A 16,477-nucleotide genomic window follows, 5' to 3' on the forward strand; every position below is an offset into this window, starting at 1 on the left:
CATGACTCCTACGACGGAGACCACGGTCGGGATCGGCGGGGCGGCGGAGAGCACCGACATGGTGCTGAACATCGGCCCGCAGCACCCCTCCACGCATGGCGTGCTCAGGCTGCGGCTGGTGCTGGACGGCGAGCGGATCGTCCACGCGGAGCCCGTCATCGGGTACATGCACCGGGGCGCGGAGAAGCTCTTCGAGGCCCGTGACTACCGTCAGATCATCATGCTGGCGAACCGGCACGACTGGCTGTCGGCGTTCTCCAACGAGCTGGGTGTCGTGCTCGCCGTGGAGCGCATGCTGGGCATGGAGGTCCCCGCGCGCGCGGTGTGGACGCGCACGCTCCTCGCGGAGCTGAACCGGGTCCTCAACCACCTGATGTTTCTTGGCTCGTACCCGCTGGAACTCGGCGGGATCACACCGGTGTTCTACGCGTTCCGCGAGCGCGAGGTCCTCCAGAACGTGATGGAGGAGGTCTCCGGCGGGCGCATGCACTACATGTTCAACCGGGTCGGCGGCCTCAAGGAGGACCTCCCCGCCGGCTGGACCTCCCGCGCGCGTGCGGCGGTCGCCGCCGTCCGCTCCCGGATGGACGTCTTCGACGACCTGGTCCTCGGCAACGAGATCTTCCGGGGCCGCACCCGGGGCGTCGGCGTCCTGTCGGCCGACGCCGTGCACGCGTACGGCGTGAGCGGGCCCATCGCGCGCGCGTCGGGCGTCGACCTCGACCTGCGCCGCGACGAGCCCTACCTCGCGTACGGGGACCTCCAGGACGTCCTGAGGGTCGTCACCCGGCAGGAGGGCGACTGCCTCGCCCGCTTCGAGTCCCTCCTGGAGCAGACCCACAACGCGCTCGCCCTCGCGGACGCCTGCCTCGACCGCATCGCCGGCCTCCCGCCCGGCCCGATCAACCAGCGCCTCCCGAAGGTCCTCAAGGCCCCCGAGGGCCACACCTACGCCTGGACCGAGAACCCCCTCGGCATCAACGGCTACTACCTCGTCAGCAAGGGCGAGAAGACTCCGTACCGGCTCAAGCTGCGCTCCGCGTCGTACAACAACATCCAGGCGCTGACGGAACTGCTGCCGGGGACGCTGGTCGCGGACATGGTGGCGATCCTGGGGTCGATGTTCTTCGTCGTGGGAGACATCGACAAATAAGTGGGTTGGAAAACCCGACCGACCATCCCTAGAGGGCGAGTGGGTCCGGAATCCCGACCGGCTGCACGAGCCATCCGAAGTCGCCCAGCCCGCCCGGCGCGGTGAGTTCGGCGGCCTCCCCGACCGCCGCCAGCGCGCGCACGTACGCGGAGGGGTCGGTGGACGCCAGCGCGAGGGGCGGCCGTACGCCGGTGACGCCCAGGGCGCGCAGCGCGGCCCGCTGGGTGTGCAGCGCCGCCGGTACGGGGACGGCGTCCGCGCACGCGTCCAGCGCCACATGCGCCGTGATGTCGCACGTCCCGTCCGGTACCGGGACGACCTCGCGCCCCGCGCGGAACCCGGTGAGCGTCCCGAAGGGCGGCCGGGAATCCACCGCGTGCGCGTAGTCGACCGCCACGGCGAGCCCCCGGTCGACGCGGGCGACGGCAGACGCCCAGGCGCGGTCCCGGGGGAGGCCGATCTCCGCGCGCAGGCCCTCCTCGGTGTCCAGGGGCCACCAGCGCGCCAGCCACGCGGCGTCCTCGCCGGACACGGGCGGGCCGAGGCGTTCGGTGCCGTCGGGGCCGACGAGGACGACCCGGGGGACGCCGTCGGCGTCCGTCTCGACGACGTCCAGGGGCACGTTGTCCAGCCACTCGTTGGCGAACAGGAGCCCGGTGACGCCGCGCGGCGCCTCGGTGGTCCAGGTGATCCGCTCGTCCGCCGTCGCGGCGGGCCGGTCGGCGATCTCGACGGCCCATACGCGCGTGCGCGCCGCGACGTCGTACGGCAGAGCCGCCAGCACCCCCGTCACCAGTTCGCCCCGGCCGGCGCCGACGTCCACGAAGTCCAGCGCCCGGGGCCGGCCGAGCGCCTCGTCCACCCGGGTCAGCAGCGCGGCCACGGAGCGGGCGTAGAGCGCCGAGGCGTGGACGGAGGTCCGGAAGTGACCGGCGGGGCCCTCGGGGCGCCGGTAGAAGCCCTCAGGGCCGTACAGGGCCCTCTCGGCGGCTGTCCGCCAGCCGTGCCACGAGGCCGTCTCCACGCCTCTCACCTCCCCGGCCGCCCGCCCAGACTATGCGTACAGCTGATCACTCCCTCCACCTTGCGGAGTACGCGGGCGCTATACGGATCGGTCCTCCGGTTGACCCACAGGGGCATCACGCATCCCTACGCTGGGTTACGTGCAGCGCCTCTACGACTTCTTCCGCAGGCACCCGACCGGGGTGGACGGCTTCTGGGCCGTGGTCCTCTTCGGGTTCGCCATCGTCACGGAGACGGCACACCACGAGGTCGGGCGCACGAACTCCCTGCCGGTGGTGCTGCCGACGGTCGTCGCGCTGTGCCTGGTGATGACCCTGCGCAGGCGGATGCCGGAGGCCATGCTGGTGCTCGCGGCGGTCGCGGGCTGCGCGCAGCTCGTGCTGGGCGTCGGGGTCAACGTGGCGAACTTCGCGATGCTGATGATCGTCTACACGGTCGCGGCGGTCGGCGCCCGCTGGGCGTCGCGGGTGGCGCTCGCCATGGGCGTGTGCGCGGCGACGGCGGCGCAGCTGCGCTGGCCGGACAACGTGAGCGAGAGCGCCAACATCGTCACCGTCGTCTTCCTGACCGTGCCGTTCGTCCTCGCGTGGGTGCTGGGCGACTCGATGCGCACCCGGCGCGCGTACCTCGCGCAGCTGGAGGAGCGCGCGGCCCGTCTGGAACGCGAGCGCGAGGCGCAGGCGAAGGTCGCCGTCGCCGCCGAGCGCGCGCGCATCGCGCGCGAGCTGCACGACGTGGTCGCGCACAACGTGTCCGTGATGGTCGTCCAGGCCGACGGCGCCGCGTACGTCCTGGACGCCGCCCCGGACCAGGCGAAGAAGGCGCTGGAGACCATCTCGTCGACCGGCCGCCAGGCGCTCGCGGAGATGCGCCGCCTGCTGGGCGTCCTGCGCACCGGGGAGCACCGGGAGGGCGGCGAGTACGTCCCGCAGCCGGACGTCGAGCAGATCGAGGACCTGGTCCAGCAGTGCCGGGGTTCCGGGCTGCCCGTCGACTTCAAGGTCGAGGGGACCGCGCGCCCCCTGCCGAGCGGCGTCGAGCTGACCGCGTACCGCATCGTCCAGGAGGCGCTGACCAACACGCGCAAGCACGGCGGCCCGAACGCGGGCGCCAGCGTGCGGCTGGTCTACTTCGACGACGGCCTCGGCCTGCTCGTCGAGGACGACGGCAAGGGCGCCCCGCACGAGCTGTACGAGGAGGGCGGCGCCGACGGACAGGGGCACGGCCTGATCGGCATGCGCGAGCGCGTCGGTATGGTCGGCGGGACCCTGGACGCCGGTCCGCGCCCCGGGGGAGGCTTCCGCATCAGCGTGCTGCTCCCGCTCAAACCGGCGCACTGACACACCCCGCTGACACCTGTCACGAACGCCCGACACGAACGCATGGACATGGAAACGGAAGAGGACCTGATGGCGATCCGCGTGATGCTCGTCGACGACCAGGTGCTGCTGCGCACCGGGTTCCGGATGGTGCTCGCCGCCCAGCCGGACATGGAGGTCGTCGCGGAGGCGGGCGACGGGGTCGAGGCGCTCCAGGTGGTGCGGTCCACGGAGGTCGACGTCGTCCTCATGGACGTACGGATGCCGAAGCTGGACGGCGTGGAGGCGACCCGGCGCATCTGCGAGGAGCCCGACCCGCCGAAGGTGCTCATCCTGACGACGTTCGACCTCGACGAGTACGCGTTCTCCGGGCTGAAGGCGGGCGCCTCCGGGTTCATGCTGAAGGACGTGCCGCCGGGGGAGCTGCTCGCCGCGATCCGCTCCGTGCACAGCGGTGACGCGGTCGTCGCCCCCTCCACGACCCGCCGCCTCCTCGACCGGTTCGCGCCGATGCTGCCCAGCTCCGGGCGCGCCCCCGAGCACAAGGAGCTGGAGCGCCTCACGGAGCGCGAGCGCGAGGTGATGATCCTCGTCGCCCAGGGCCTGTCCAACGGGGAGATCGCCGCCCGGCTGGTGCTGTCCGAGGCGACCGTCAAGACGCACGTCGGACGCATCCTCACCAAGCTGGGCCTGCGCGACCGCGTACAGGTCGTCGTCCTCGCCTACGAGACCGGCCTCGTGCGCGCGGGCGGGGGCCACGCCTGAGGGCGCTCTCCCTAGCGGAGGATGCCCTCCAGGAAGTCGCTGCCCAGGCGGGCCACCAGGGCGACGTCCAGCTGGTGCAGGACGTATCTGCCGCGCCGGCGGGTCGTGATGAGGCCGGCCTTCTTGAGGGCGGCGAGGTGGCGGGAGATCTCCGGCGCGGACATGGTGTGGATCCGGGCGAGTTCGGTCGTCGTGTACGCGCTGCGCGCGAGGTTGCGGCACAGCTGCATGCGGACGGGGTGGGACAGCGCGTTCATCCGCAGGGTGAGCAGCTCGACCGAGGGCACCGAGTCGGGGGCCGGGGAGTGGGCGGGGTAGTGCAGCAGGGGGCGCCAGCCCTCGCGGTGCAGGACGTTCAGGTGCGGGCGGCCCAGGCTCGTCGGGATCAGCAGCAGACCGGCGTCCCGCGCGGACGTACGGCTCTCGACGAGCTTGTCGACGACGATCCGCCCGCGCGCCTCGTCGAGCCGTACGGCGGGGGAGACCGCGGCGAACGCCTCCGCGGGCCCGCGCCGGTGCAGGATCTGCGTCTTGTGCCGGGCGTCGGCGGCGAGCTGATGGCTCAGCCGCTCCCAGGTCTCCGCGAAGAACGCCTCGTCGCAGTCCTCCAGGAAGCGCCGCAGCCACGCGCGCACGCCGGGCGGGTCGTCGAGCAGCCGCCGCGCGAACGCGAGCTGCCGGGGCCCGCGCGAGGCGGCCAGGTCCAGGACGCGGGTCCGCAGGACGGGGTCCGCGAGGACGCCCGGCGCCGGGCAGTCGCACGCGGGGCACGCGAACTCCAGCGCCGCGTCCACGAACTGGTCGTCCGGCAGCTTGTCCAGCAGCGCCAGGTCCTCGGCGAGGGTCTCCCCGGGGAGCGCGCCCGGGACGCCCGCGCAGGCGAGGAACAGGTCCGAGAACACCGTCCGCCACAGGAAGTCCGCCTCGCACATCCGGTCGGCCAGATGCGGATCGAGCGCCGCGAGGACGCTCCCCGTCCACCCCTGGATGCCCGGGTGGTGCCCCGGCTCCGACAGCGCGTGCAGCGCCATGCCGAGCTCGGCCAGCGGCGACGGGACGAAGGCCACCTGCTCGGGCCGGACCCCGGCGAAGTCGATGCTCACGCTCATGCGCCCATGGTGCACCCCACCACTGACAACGCCCCCGCCGATTGACGCCGACCGTCAATCGGCGGCCCCCTCGGGCAGCCGCGCCACGAACTCCGCGACCGCCCGCTTCACGTCCTCGACGCCCCACGCGAGGCCCGCCTCCCGCACGGAGACCTCCGTGTACGACACCCCGGGCCCCTTCTCGTCCCAGGGCGACGGGAACAGAAGTGTGCCGGTCTCCTCGGACTGGCGCACCGCCGCCTCCGAGAGGGTGTCCGGGCCGTACGGCAGCCAGAGCTGGAACTCGTGGGTGTGCGGCACCCGCGGGTGCACGCGGAACCAGGGCACACCCGCCTCCGTGAACCCCTCCCGCATGGCGTCGGCCACCACGCGCGCGTGGGCGACGTACTCCGGCAGCCGGGGCAGCTCGCGGTCGAGGCCCGCCAGCGCGGTGAGGGCCGCGGGGAACTGGTGGAAGAGCGTGCCGCCGTAGCGGTGGCGCCACGCCCCGGCCTCCGCGATCAGCGTCTGCGGGCCCGCGAGGACGGCGCCGCTCAGCCCGTCGAGGGACTTGTACAGGGACACGTACACGCTGTCCGCGAGGGCGGCGATCTCCTTCAGGGGGCGGCCGAAATGGGGGACGGACTCCCACAGGCGCGCGCCGTCGAAGTGCACCACCGCGTCGCGCTCGCGCGCGGCGGCCACCGTCGCCGTCAGCTCCTCCCAGGACGGCAGCACGAACCCGGCGTCCCGCAGGGGCAGCTCCAGCGCGAGCGTCCCGAAGGGCTCCTCCGCCTCGCGCACCTCCTTCGGCGTCGGCAGCCGGGGCTCGTCCGTCAGGTGCACCGGCCGCAGCCCGGTGACCTGGCTGAGTGCGTCCCGCTCGTGCACCTCCAGGTGGGCCAGCGGATGCACGGCCACCGCGCGCATGCCGGTACGCCCCGCCCAGCACCGCAGCGCGACCTGCTGGGCCATCGTGCCGGTCGGGAAGAACGCGGCGGCCTCCATGCCCAGCAGCTCCGCGATCCGCTGCTCCAGGGCGGCCACGACGCCGTTGCCGTACACGTCCGCGCGCTCGTCGAGGTCGTACCCCTCGGCCGCCTCCTGGAGATGCGCCATGCGCTCGCGCAGGGAGGCCCGGGCCAGGGGGCGGGACAGGATGCGGACGGCTTCGCGCTGGGCCGTCGTGCGCCGCTCGCGCAGCTGCTCGGCGGGGGATTCGTCGGCCTGTCGGCCTGGCGTGGAGGTCATGCCCGGATCATGCCGTGCGACGGCGTGCGAGGGCATCCGCAATATGCACAGCCTGTGGACAACCGGCCGCCCCGGAACAGATCGCGTTAACATGACGAGAAATCGTCCGGTACCCAGATGCGGACTGGAACGGGAAGGCCGCCGTCGCGTGACTACAGTGCACCAGCCAGACCCAAGAGACCGCCCCGCGCGGCTCACCGTCGGCGTCGTCGGCGCCGGCCGGGTGGGCCCCGCCCTCGCCGCGTCCCTCCAGCTCGCCGGACACCGCCCGGTGGCCGTCTCCGGAGTCTCCGACGCCTCGCGCAAACGCGCGGCCCTGCTGCTGCCCGACGTGCCCCTGACGACCCCGGAGGACGTCCTGGCGCGCGCGGAGCTGGTCCTGCTGACCGTCCCGGACGACGCGCTGCCCGCCCTCGTGCAGGGCCTCGCCGACACCGGCGCGGTCCGCCCCGGCCAGCTCCTCGCGCACACCTCGGGACGCTACGGGGCGCGGGTCCTCGACCCCGCCCTGCGCGCGGGCGCCCTGCCGCTCGCCCTGCACCCGGCGATGACGTTCACCGGCACGCCGGTCGACGTCCAGCGCCTCGCCGGCTGCTCCTTCGGCGTCACCGCCCCCGACGAACTGCGCCTGGCCGCCGAGGCCCTCGTCATCGAGATGGGCGGCGAACCCGAGTGGATCGCCGAGGAGAACCGCCCGCTGTACCACGCGGCCCTCGCGCTGGGCGCCAACCACCTCGTCACGCTGGTCGCCCAGTCCATGGAGCTGCTGCGCGAGGCGGGCGTCGAGGCGCCCGACCGGATGCTCGGCCCGCTCCTGGGCGCCGCCCTGGACAACGCGCTGCGCTCCGGCGACGCCGCCCTCACCGGGCCGGTCGCGCGCGGGGACGCGGGCACGGTCGCCGCGCACGTCGGGGAGCTGCGCAAGCACGCGCCCCAGACCGTCGCCGGCTACCTCGCGATGGCCCGCGCCACCGCCGACCGCGCGCTCGCGCACGGCCTGCTGAAGCCGGAGCTGGCGCAGGACCTTCTCGGGGTGCTGGCAGGCGGCGCCTCCGCCCCGAACGGCACGCCCGGCACCGAAGGAGACGCCCGATGAGCCTCGCCCTGCTGCGCACCGCCGCGGAACTGGACGCCCGCGCGCGTACGGGCCGTTCCCCCGCGGGGACCGCCGGTTCTGACGTCATCCCTGATAAGGATGAGGCCACTTCGCGCGCCCGTACGCGTGCCGTCGTCATGACCATGGGCGCCCTCCACGACGGCCACGCCACCCTCGTCCGCGCCGCGCGCGAGATCGCCGGACCGGACGGCGAGGTCGTCGTCACCGTCTTCGTCAACCCCCTCCAGTTCGGCAAGGGCGAGGACCTCGACCGCTACCCGCGCACCCTGGACGCCGACCTGAAGATCGCCGAGGAGGCCGGCGCGGACGCCGTGTTCGCACCCTCCGCCGACGAGGTCTACCCGGGCGGCGAACCCCAGGTCCGCATCAGCGCGGGACCCATGGGCGAGTGCCTCGAAGGCGCCGTACGCCCGGGGCACTTCGACGGCATGCTGACGGTCGTCGCCAAGCTCCTGCACCTCACGCGCCCCGACGCCGCGCTGTTCGGCCAGAAGGACGCCCAGCAGCTCGCCCTGATCCGGCGCATGGTGCGCGACCTGAACTTCGGCGTGGAGATCGTCGCCGTCCCGACGGTCCGCGAGGACGACGGCTTCGCCCTCTCCAGCCGCAACCGCTACCTCTCGCCCCAGGAGCGCCGCACCGGACTCGCCCTCTCGCGCGCGCTGTTCGCGGGCCGCGACCGGCACGCCGCGCAGGAAGCCCTGCGCGCCCGCGCGCGGCAGGTCCCCGCCACCCAGGCGCGCGCACAGGCGCTGAGCGCGATCGGCGAGTCCCGCGCGGCGGCCGACACGCACGCCGTCGCCCAGGCCGCCGCCGGCGCCGCGGGCATCCGCGCCGCCGCGCGCACGGTGCTCGACGAGGCCGCCCGCCTCGACCCGCCGCTCGCGCTGGACTACCTCGCACTCGTCGACCCCGCCGACTTCACGGAGATCGGGGACGACTTCACCGGCGAGGCCGTCCTCGCCGTCGCCGCCAGGGTGGGGACGACCCGGCTGATCGACAACCTCCCGCTGACCTTCGGAGCCGCCTCGTGAGCACCACAGGCATACGCCCGCCCGCCGCCCACCTCCCCCGCCTGCACGCACCCGCGCCGGGCTGGTCGATCGCCGCCGACGTCGTGGTCGTCGGCTCCGGCGTGGCCGGCCTGACCGCCGCCCTGCGCTGCGAAGCCGCCGGCCTGAACACGGTCGTCGTCACCAAGGCCCGCCTCGACGACGGCTCCACGCGCTGGGCGCAGGGCGGCATAGCGGCGGCCCTCGGGGAGGGCGACACCCCCGAGCAGCACCTCGACGACACCCTCGTCGCCGGCGCGGGCCTGTGCGACGAGGACGCCGTACGCATCCTCGTCACCGAGGGGCCCGACGCCGTACGGCGGCTCATCGCGACCGGCGCGCACTTCGACGAGTCCGCCGAAGGCGACCTGGAACTCACGCGCGAGGGGGGCCACCACCGCCGCCGCATCGTGCACGCGGGAGGCGACGCGACCGGAGCGGAGGTCTCCCGCGCGCTCGTCGAGGCCGTCCGCGCGCGCGGGATGCGCACCGTCGAGAACGCGCTCGTCCTGGACCTCCTGACCGACGCGGACGGCCGCACGGCGGGTGTGACCCTGCACGTGATGGGCGAGGGCCAGCACGACGGCGTGGGAGCCGTCCACGCACCCGCCGTGGTCCTCGCGACCGGCGGCATGGGCCAGGTGTTCTCCGCGACGACCAACCCGTCCGTGGCGACCGGCGACGGCGTCGCGCTCGCCCTGCGCGCGGGTGCGGAGGTCAGCGACCTGGAGTTCGTCCAGTTCCACCCGACGGTGCTGTTCCTCGGCGCCGACGCGGAGGGACAGCAGCCCCTCGTCTCCGAGGCCGTACGCGGCGAGGGCGCGCACCTGGTCGACGCGGACGGCGTGCGCTTCATGGCCGGCCAGCACGAACTGGGGGAGCTGGCGCCCCGGGACATCGTCGCCAAGGGCATCATGCGGCGCATGCAGGAACTCGGCGCCGAGCACATGTACCTCGACGCCCGGCACTTCGGCGCGGACATGTGGGAGCACCGCTTCCCGACGATCCTGGCCGCCTGCCGCGCGCACGGCATCGACCCCGTCCAGGAGCCGATCCCGGTCGCGCCGGCCGCTCACCACGCCTCCGGCGGCGTGCGCACCGACTCCCGGGGCCGCACGACCGTACCGGGCCTGTACGCGTGCGGAGAGGTCGCCTGCACCGGCGTCCACGGCGCCAACCGGCTCGCCTCCAACTCCCTCCTGGAGGGCCTGGTCTACGCCGAGCGCATCGCCGCCGACATCGCCGAGGGCCTCGCGCGGACCGGCCCCCACGCGCGCGTGCCCGCCCCCGTCGAGACCCCGCAGACCCCCGCGCACCCCCTCCTCGCCCCCGAGGAGCGGTTCGCGATCCAGCGGATCATGAGCGACGGCGCCGGCGTGCTGCGCTCCGCCGCCTCCCTGGAGCAGGCCGCCGACCGGCTCGACGCGCTCCACGCGCACGCGCGGGACGCTCTCGACGAGAACGGCAAGACCGCCGAACCCGGCGTCGACACCTGGGAGGCCACCAACCTCCTGTGCGTCGCCCGCGTCCTGGTCGCCGCCGCGCGCCTGCGCGAGGAGACCCGCGGCTGCCACTGGCGCGAGGACCACGCCGAGCGCGACGACGACGCCTGGCGCCGCCACATCGTCGTACGGCTGGACCCGGACCGCTCGCTCGCCGTGCACCCCACGGACACCGCCGACTTCCCCCCGACCCAGCGCCCCCAGGAGCAGTGACCGAAGTGAGCAACGACCTTCCCCTCGTGGAGAACGGCGTCGAGAGCGGCGTCCAGAGCGGCGGCTGCGGCGACGGCTGCGCGTGCGGAGCCGAGGGCGACGCCGAGTACGTCGAGTACCTGGAGTGCGGGCTCGACCCCGCGCTCGCCGGGCTGCTCACCGACGCGGGGCTCGACCCCGTCGAGGTCGAGGACATCGCGAACGTGGCGATCCAGGAGGACCTCGCGCACGGCGTGGACGTGACGACCGTCGCGACCATCCCCGAGGAGGCCGTCTCCACCGCCGACTTCGTCGCGCGCGAGGCGGGCGTCGTCGCGGGCCTGAGGGTCGCCGAGGCCGTCGTCTCCATCGTCTGCACGGACGAGTTCGAGGTCGAGCGGCACGTCGAGGACGGCGACCGGGTCGAGGCCGGGCAGACGCTGCTGTCGGTCACCTCGCGCACGCGCGATCTGCTCACCGCCGAGCGCAGCGCCCTCAACCTGCTGTGCCGGCTGTCCGGGATCGCGACCGCCACGCGCGCGTGGGCCGACGCGCTGGAGGGCACGCGGGCGCGCGTCCGTGACACCCGCAAGACGACACCGGGGCTGCGGTCCCTGGAGAAGTTCGCCGTGCGCTGCGGCGGGGGCGTCAACCACCGCATGTCGCTCTCCGACGCCGCGCTGGTGAAGGACAACCACGTCGTGGCCGCCGGGGGCGTCTCGCAGGCGTTCAAGGCCGTCCGCGAGGCATTCCCGGACGTCCCCGTCGAGGTCGAGGTCGACACCCTCCACCAGCTGCGTGAAGCCGTCGACGCGGGCGCCGACCTCATCCTGCTCGACAACTTCACGCCCGGTGAGTGCGAGGAGGCCGTCGGGATCGTCGGCGGGCGGGCGCTGCTCGAAGCGTCCGGGCGGCTCACGCTCGACAACGCGCGCGCGTACGCCAGCACCGGGGTCGACTTCCTCGCCGTCGGGGCGCTCACCCACTCCTCGCCGATCCTCGACATCGGCCTCGATCTGCGTGAGGCGGAGTGAAGCGATGCTTCTGACCATCGACGTCGGCAACACGCACACCACCCTCGGGCTGTTCGACGGGGAGGAGATCGTCGAGCACTGGCGGATCTCCACGGACGCGCGCCGGACGGCCGACGAACTCGCCGTCCTCCTCCAGGGGCTGATGGGCATGCATCCCCTGCTCGGGGACGAGCTCGGCGACGGCATCGACGGGATCGCGATCTGCGCGACCGTCCCCTCGGTGCTGCACGAACTCCGTGAGGTCACCCGCAGGTACTACGGGGACGTCCCCGCCGTGCTGGTGGAGCCCGGCGTCAAGACCGGCGTGCCGATCCTCACCGACAACCCCAAGGAGGTCGGCGCCGACCGCATCATCAACGCCGTCGCCGCCGTCGAGCTGTACGGGGGGCCCGCCGTCGTCGTCGACTTCGGGACGGCGACCACCTTCGACGCGGTGTCCGCGCGCGGGGAGTACGTCGGCGGCGTCATCGCCCCCGGTATCGAGATCTCCGTCGAGGCGCTCGGCGTCAGAGGGGCTCAGCTGCGCAAGATCGAGGTCGCCCGGCCGCGGAGTGTCATCGGCAAGAACACGGTCGAGGCCATGCAGTCCGGGATCGTCTACGGGTTCGCCGGGCAGGTCGACGGGGTGGTCCAGCGGATGATCCGCGAACTCGCCACCGACCCCGAGGACGTCACGGTCATCGCGACGGGCGGCCTGGCGCCGATGGTCCTCGGCGAGGCGTCGGTGATCGACGAGCACGAGCCGTGGCTGACGCTGATCGGGCTGCGACTGGTGTACGAACGGAACGTCTCGCGGATGTGAAAGGTGCGCGCCACGCCTGAGGAATATGTCGAATTTGTCTGATTAGCGCGTATCGTTGCCGCATGCCCACGCCATACGGATCCCGCGGCGGCATGGCGTTCGGTGCGGAGGAGCTGCGTGTGCTCCGTCGCGCTCTCGCCCTCGCCCTTCACCCCGGTCCCGCCTCGGCAGAGGACATCCAGGACTGTCATCGGCTGGCGACGTCTCTCGACGAGGCGCTGCGCGAAGCCGCTCGGTTGCGGACGTTCCTGGTGGCCGACCTCGCTCGGTACCGGGCGGCGCTGCCCGGTACGGCAGCCGGGTACCTGACGTTGCTGGAGGAGGTGCTGGGCACCGGGTACCGCCCCGAGCCGGACGACCTCGCCGCGCTGCGGGCCCTGCGGGGCAACCCGCTCGCGGCGACCCTCCTGAGCCGCTGCCAGGTGCTGGCCGAGCAGGACGTCCGCAGCCGGCTGGCCCGCAGGACCACCCGCCACGCCGTCCCCGCGCCGCTCACGCCCGCTCCGGCGGTCCCGCCCTCCCGTACCCGCCTCCTGGCCCTCCCGGGCGGCCTGTCGCCCGACGGCGGCTTCGAGGAGGTCTCGGGTCAGGAGTCGCCGGCCCCGCAGAAGCGCCCGGCGGACGAGCCGGCCGGGCCCGCCGCCCCCGACCCCGCCCGGCGCCCCATCCCGACGCCCGGCGAGGTCTTCCCCCGCCGCAAACCGACCCCGACCCCACCCCCGGCCGACCCGGAGGAGCGCCTCGCGGCGGGCTGAAGCCCCACCGGACGCGTTTTCCCGCCCCGCCCTCGAAACCCGGCCCGTTCACGGCCGGCGCGAGGGCGGGGTTCTTGTGTGGCGCCTCCCGGACCGTCCCGGGAATGTCCGGCTCTGTCGTGAGCCCGCGCGGGTGTGCGTGAGGTCCGCCCCTATAGGGCGTCGCGGCGGGGCGTCCTGCGGAACGGGTTTCGTTCTCTGGAGCGGCTATCCGTGTGTTTCACAGCGGGCTCCGGCGCCGTTCGAGCGGGGCTATAGGCGGCGGTGAAGGCGTCCGGCAATGCGGCGTCTTGCCGGGTTCCCCGGGATTCGAGGGGAGAAGCGAGGGCCGGAGTAGTCATCGAACGCTCACTGATCGTGGTGACCGGGTTCGCGGGAGAAATTGACCGGACCGTGCTCGCGGGAGCGCTCTCGGTGGGCGATGTTCGCGATCGGGCCGCGTTTGGGAGCCCTCCCGTTTCCCCGGCCCGGCTTCTTCCCGGCTCGGAATCATCGGGGTCCGGGATTTTCCGGCCTCAGTTTTACCGGTTCCGGTCCCCTGGGGCCTGCATTTCCCGGGCATGGGGGTCACGGATTCCCTGGTCGGCCACGGCGCGCGTGTGATCGCCGGGAACGCCGGACCGCGCGGGCGGGGCCGCGAGGATACCCGGAGGACCTTGAGCGGGGCTCGGAGTTTTCAAAAGCTCTGGAATGCCGCCCCGGGATCCGCCGATCCGCCGGACGGAACACCCCCGGAGGGGCGCGGACGGCCTCGACCCGAGCGTCCCGCCCTTCCCGACCCCGCCCGGATGTCCGCTTTCTCCGTGGCTACCCTGGATCCATGGACTACGTCTCCGCGCTCGTGCCCCCCGTCGTCATGGCCGTGCTCTTCATCGGTTTGATCCGCGTGATCGTGAAGACCCAGGGCGGGGCCAACAAGGCCAAGGAGGACGCGGCCGTCGACGCGGCGCTCGCGCGCGCGGAGGCGGCCCGGCAGGCGGGCACCGGCCGCGCCGAGGACTGACCGGCATCTCACCGTCGTAAGCGCTATTTGTTCTCGTACCTCCCGAAAGATCCCGTTTCGGGAGGTGAATGACGGAATCTCCCGTTATTGTGCTGAGCGTGCCTCGCCCATTGGGAGAACTCGAAGACGCGGTCATGACGCGGGTGTGGAAGTGGAACCGCCCGGTGACCGTCCGGGAAGTTCTGGAAGACCTCCAGCAGGAACGGTCCATCGCCTACACCACGGTGATGACCGTTTTGGACAATCTCCATCAGAAGGGCTGGGTCCGCCGGGAGTCGGAGAGCCGGGCCTATCGCTATGAGGCGGTCTCCACGCGCGCGGCGTACGCCGCCGCCCTCATGAACGACGCGTGGAGCCAGAGCGACAACCCCGCCGCCGCCCTCGTCGCCTTCTTCGGGATGATGAGCGAGGAACAGCGCGAGGCCCTGAGCGACGCCGTACGGATGGTCCAGGGGCCGGAGACGCCCGCGCGGAGCCCCGGCGCGGCGGCCGGAAACGCCGGGCGATAGCGTCCGGCACATGTCAGCGCACAACCCTCCGGCGGAGAAGCCTCCCGTCAAAGCCATCACCGTCCGGCGCGCGCGGACCGGCGACGTCCCCGCCGTACGCACACTCCTCGACGACTACGCGCGCGGGCGCATCCTCCTCGACAAAGCGACGGTGACGCTTTACGAGGACATCCAGGAGTTCTGGGTCGCGGAACGGGACGACAACGCCGAGGTCGTCGGCTGCGGGGCGCTGCACGTCATGTGGGAAGACCTCGCGGAAGTTCGTACTCTCGCCGTCCAGCCCGGCCTGAAGGGCTCCGGTGTCGGGCATCAGTTGCTGGAGAAGTTGCTGCACACGGCGCGTTGGCTCGGTGTTCGCCGGGTTTTCTGTCTGACCTTCGAAGTGGACTTCTTCGGCAAGCACGGCTTCGTGGAGATCGGCGAGACGCCGGTGGACACCGATGTCTACGCGGAGCTGCTCCGTTCCTATGACGAGGGCGTCGCCGAGTTCCTCGGACTCGAACGAGTGAAACCGAACACCTTGGGCAACAGTCGGATGCTTCTGCATCTGTGATCGACCTTGCCCAAGGGCCCTATGTCCGAAACGCGCACGTTTCCGGTCGGGGCGGGGGGCCGGTCTCTCCCAGGGGTTTGTGTTTTCCCGGCAAAAGCGGTTTGCTTTCCGACGTACTGCGTAGTGCATATAACTGGGGGCGGTGAAACGGCGGACGCCGCAGAGCTTCGGCCCTCACGTTATCGATGAAAGGAATACCCGGTGGCACAGAAGGTTCAGGTCCTTCTTGTCGACGACCTCGACGGCGGCGAGGCGGACGAGACCGTGACGTTCGCTCTGGACGGCAAGACCTACGAGATCGATCTCACGACGGCCAATGCGGACAAGCTGCGCGGCCTTCTCGACGCGTATGTGAAGGGCGGCCGGCGTACCGGTGGCCGTGCTTCCGGCGGGCGCGGAAAGGCCCGTGCCGCGGCCGGCGGCAACCAGGACACCGCGCAGATCCGCGCCTGGGCGAAGGAGAACGGCTACGACGTCAACGACCGCGGCCGTGTTCCCGCGACCATCCGCGAGGCCTACGAGAAGGCCAACGGCTGAGCGCACGCGCTCCGCAGGCGGGCACGGTGCGCATGAGTCGCCAGCGTGTCCACCAGACGCACGAGACCGGGGGCGCCCTCATCGCCCCCCGGCGCCGACATCGTCGGCAGCGAGGATTCCTCGCGACCCGGAACGGGGGGCCGCAGCCACACGGCGGCCCCCTGTACAGCACCCCGGCGCAGCGCCCCCGGCGGCAGCGGAGCGAGCACACTCCCGCCCGCCCCGACCGCGACGAGATCCAGCGGCAGCGCGCCCCACTCCAGCCACCGCAGAATCCCCGGCACCTCCTCGGCCCCGCCGGCCGCGACCAGGAACCCCATCCGGTCGCCGTGCGCGAGGACGGGGCCCACGCAGGCCGGGCCCCCTCGAACCCCGTGACCCTCCGCCGCCCCCGCCGTGAGGTGTTCCAGCGTCGCCAGCCCCGCCTCCCTCGGCACCTCCAGGACGTCGAAGTCGCGGCCCGTGATTAGTCGTACCGGGGATCCGGGCACTGTCGGCCAGCCCAGGTCGTTCTCGTACCAACCGCGGAATTCAGGGCGGGGACCGGGCGGACGGCGTGGGGAGGGGACCGTGGTGACAGAGGTGAGTGCGGGGGGCGAGCCAACCATGACAAGCGCAACCGTGCGGAAGGGCCACGGGTTACGCTGGGTGGCTCAGCGGCTGCGCAGTGTGCGCGAGAGGGGGGTGTGGGGCCATGCGGGCGGGCGCAAGGTTGTTCGCCCGTAGCGGAGGGAACCGGTGCGTACGGCATGGACTGTCGGTGCCGACGGGTAAGACATCCCTAGTGGGAGGGGGCGACGCGCAGAAAAGGCCGTCCCGCGT

Annotated in this window: 17 protein-coding genes; 13 read left to right on the forward strand and 4 right to left on the reverse strand. The window is 72.8% G+C overall.

Going from position 1 to position 16,477, the window contains the following annotated elements:
- The first annotated feature begins 1 nt into the window (after position 1).
- Positions 2-1,153, forward strand: coding sequence for an NADH-quinone oxidoreductase subunit D (locus tag ACQCO7_RS24355; protein WP_464073820.1), 1,152 nt, complete (start codon positions 2-4; stop codon positions 1,151-1,153).
- 28 nt (positions 1,154-1,181) lie between these two features.
- Here ACQCO7_RS24355 and ACQCO7_RS24360 read toward each other — a convergent pair whose 3' ends face one another.
- On the reverse strand, positions 1,182-2,177 hold the full coding sequence (locus ACQCO7_RS24360; RefSeq protein WP_464073821.1) for an SAM-dependent methyltransferase: 996 nt from the start codon (positions 2,175-2,177) through the stop codon (positions 1,182-1,184).
- Between the two features lie 139 nt (positions 2,178-2,316).
- Here ACQCO7_RS24360 and ACQCO7_RS24365 point away from each other — a divergent pair, with 139 nt between their 5' ends.
- Both ACQCO7_RS24365 and ACQCO7_RS24370 read left to right on the forward strand, forming a co-directional pair.
- Positions 2,317-3,516 carry a sensor histidine kinase gene (locus ACQCO7_RS24365; protein WP_464073822.1) on the forward strand — a complete coding sequence of 400 codons (1,200 nt, stop codon included), beginning with the start codon at positions 2,317-2,319 and terminating at the stop codon, positions 3,514-3,516.
- A gap of 69 nt (positions 3,517-3,585) precedes the next feature.
- A complete protein-coding gene (locus tag ACQCO7_RS24370) occupies positions 3,586-4,260 on the forward strand; it encodes a response regulator (RefSeq protein WP_010351458.1) in 675 nt (224 codons plus the stop codon).
- 11 nt (positions 4,261-4,271) lie between these two features.
- Here the strand turns inward: ACQCO7_RS24370 and ACQCO7_RS24375 are convergent, their stop codons facing one another.
- A complete protein-coding gene (locus ACQCO7_RS24375; RefSeq protein ID WP_464073823.1) occupies positions 4,272-5,369 on the reverse strand; it encodes a DUF5937 family protein in 1,098 nt (365 codons plus the stop codon).
- Between the two features lie 54 nt (positions 5,370-5,423).
- Positions 5,424-6,599 (reverse strand): threonine aldolase family protein, encoded by a 1,176-nt coding sequence (locus ACQCO7_RS24380; protein ID WP_464073824.1) that lies wholly within the window; start codon positions 6,597-6,599, stop codon positions 5,424-5,426.
- A 148-nt stretch (positions 6,600-6,747) separates the two neighbouring features.
- Here ACQCO7_RS24380 and ACQCO7_RS24385 point away from each other — a divergent pair, with 148 nt between their 5' ends.
- The 10 genes from ACQCO7_RS24385 (at position 6,748) to ACQCO7_RS24430 (ending at position 15,655) form a co-directional block, all read left to right on the forward strand.
- Entirely contained in the window at positions 6,748-7,695 is a 948-nt protein-coding gene (locus tag ACQCO7_RS24385; protein WP_464073825.1) for a Rossmann-like and DUF2520 domain-containing protein, read from the forward strand.
- Positions 7,692-8,750 (forward strand): pantoate--beta-alanine ligase, encoded by a 1,059-nt coding sequence (gene panC, locus ACQCO7_RS24390; protein WP_464073826.1) that lies wholly within the window; start codon positions 7,692-7,694, stop codon positions 8,748-8,750. Before ACQCO7_RS24385 ends, panC begins: the two co-directional genes overlap by 4 nt.
- Complete coding sequence (locus ACQCO7_RS24395) at positions 8,747-10,483, forward strand: L-aspartate oxidase (protein WP_464073827.1); 1,737 nt, start codon at positions 8,747-8,749, stop codon at positions 10,481-10,483. The genes panC and ACQCO7_RS24395 overlap by 4 nt, the downstream gene beginning before the upstream one ends.
- A 5-nt stretch (positions 10,484-10,488) precedes the next feature.
- Positions 10,489-11,496, forward strand: coding sequence for a carboxylating nicotinate-nucleotide diphosphorylase (nadC, locus tag ACQCO7_RS24400; RefSeq protein ID WP_464073828.1), 1,008 nt, complete (start codon positions 10,489-10,491; stop codon positions 11,494-11,496).
- A 4-nt stretch (positions 11,497-11,500) separates the two neighbouring features.
- Entirely contained in the window at positions 11,501-12,298 is a 798-nt protein-coding gene (locus tag ACQCO7_RS24405; protein WP_010351467.1) for a type III pantothenate kinase, read from the forward strand.
- A gap of 92 nt (positions 12,299-12,390) precedes the next feature.
- On the forward strand, positions 12,391-13,053 hold the full coding sequence (locus tag ACQCO7_RS24410) for a hypothetical protein (RefSeq protein WP_464077282.1): 663 nt from the start codon (positions 12,391-12,393) through the stop codon (positions 13,051-13,053).
- A gap of 820 nt (positions 13,054-13,873) precedes the next feature.
- Positions 13,874-14,056: a hypothetical protein gene (locus ACQCO7_RS24415; protein ID WP_464073829.1), complete on the forward strand. Its 183-nt coding sequence runs from the start codon at positions 13,874-13,876 to the stop codon at positions 14,054-14,056.
- 110 nt (positions 14,057-14,166) lie between these two features.
- Complete coding sequence (locus ACQCO7_RS24420; protein WP_464077283.1) at positions 14,167-14,565, forward strand: BlaI/MecI/CopY family transcriptional regulator; 399 nt, start codon at positions 14,167-14,169, stop codon at positions 14,563-14,565.
- Between the two features lie 10 nt (positions 14,566-14,575).
- Positions 14,576-15,118 carry an amino-acid N-acetyltransferase gene (locus tag ACQCO7_RS24425; protein ID WP_409118457.1) on the forward strand — a complete coding sequence of 181 codons (543 nt, stop codon included), beginning with the start codon at positions 14,576-14,578 and terminating at the stop codon, positions 15,116-15,118.
- Between the two features lie 201 nt (positions 15,119-15,319).
- Positions 15,320-15,655 carry a histone-like nucleoid-structuring protein Lsr2 gene (locus ACQCO7_RS24430; protein WP_010351472.1) on the forward strand — a complete coding sequence of 112 codons (336 nt, stop codon included), beginning with the start codon at positions 15,320-15,322 and terminating at the stop codon, positions 15,653-15,655.
- Here the strand turns inward: ACQCO7_RS24430 and ACQCO7_RS24435 are convergent.
- Positions 15,634-16,263 (reverse strand): SCO3374 family protein, encoded by a 630-nt coding sequence (locus ACQCO7_RS24435; protein WP_464073830.1) that lies wholly within the window; start codon positions 16,261-16,263, stop codon positions 15,634-15,636. The two genes, ACQCO7_RS24430 and ACQCO7_RS24435, sit on opposite strands and share 22 nt — an antisense overlap.
- Between the last annotated feature and the right edge of the window lie 214 nt (positions 16,264-16,477).

The sequence above is a fragment of the Streptomyces saintjeani genome, assembly GCF_055409605.1.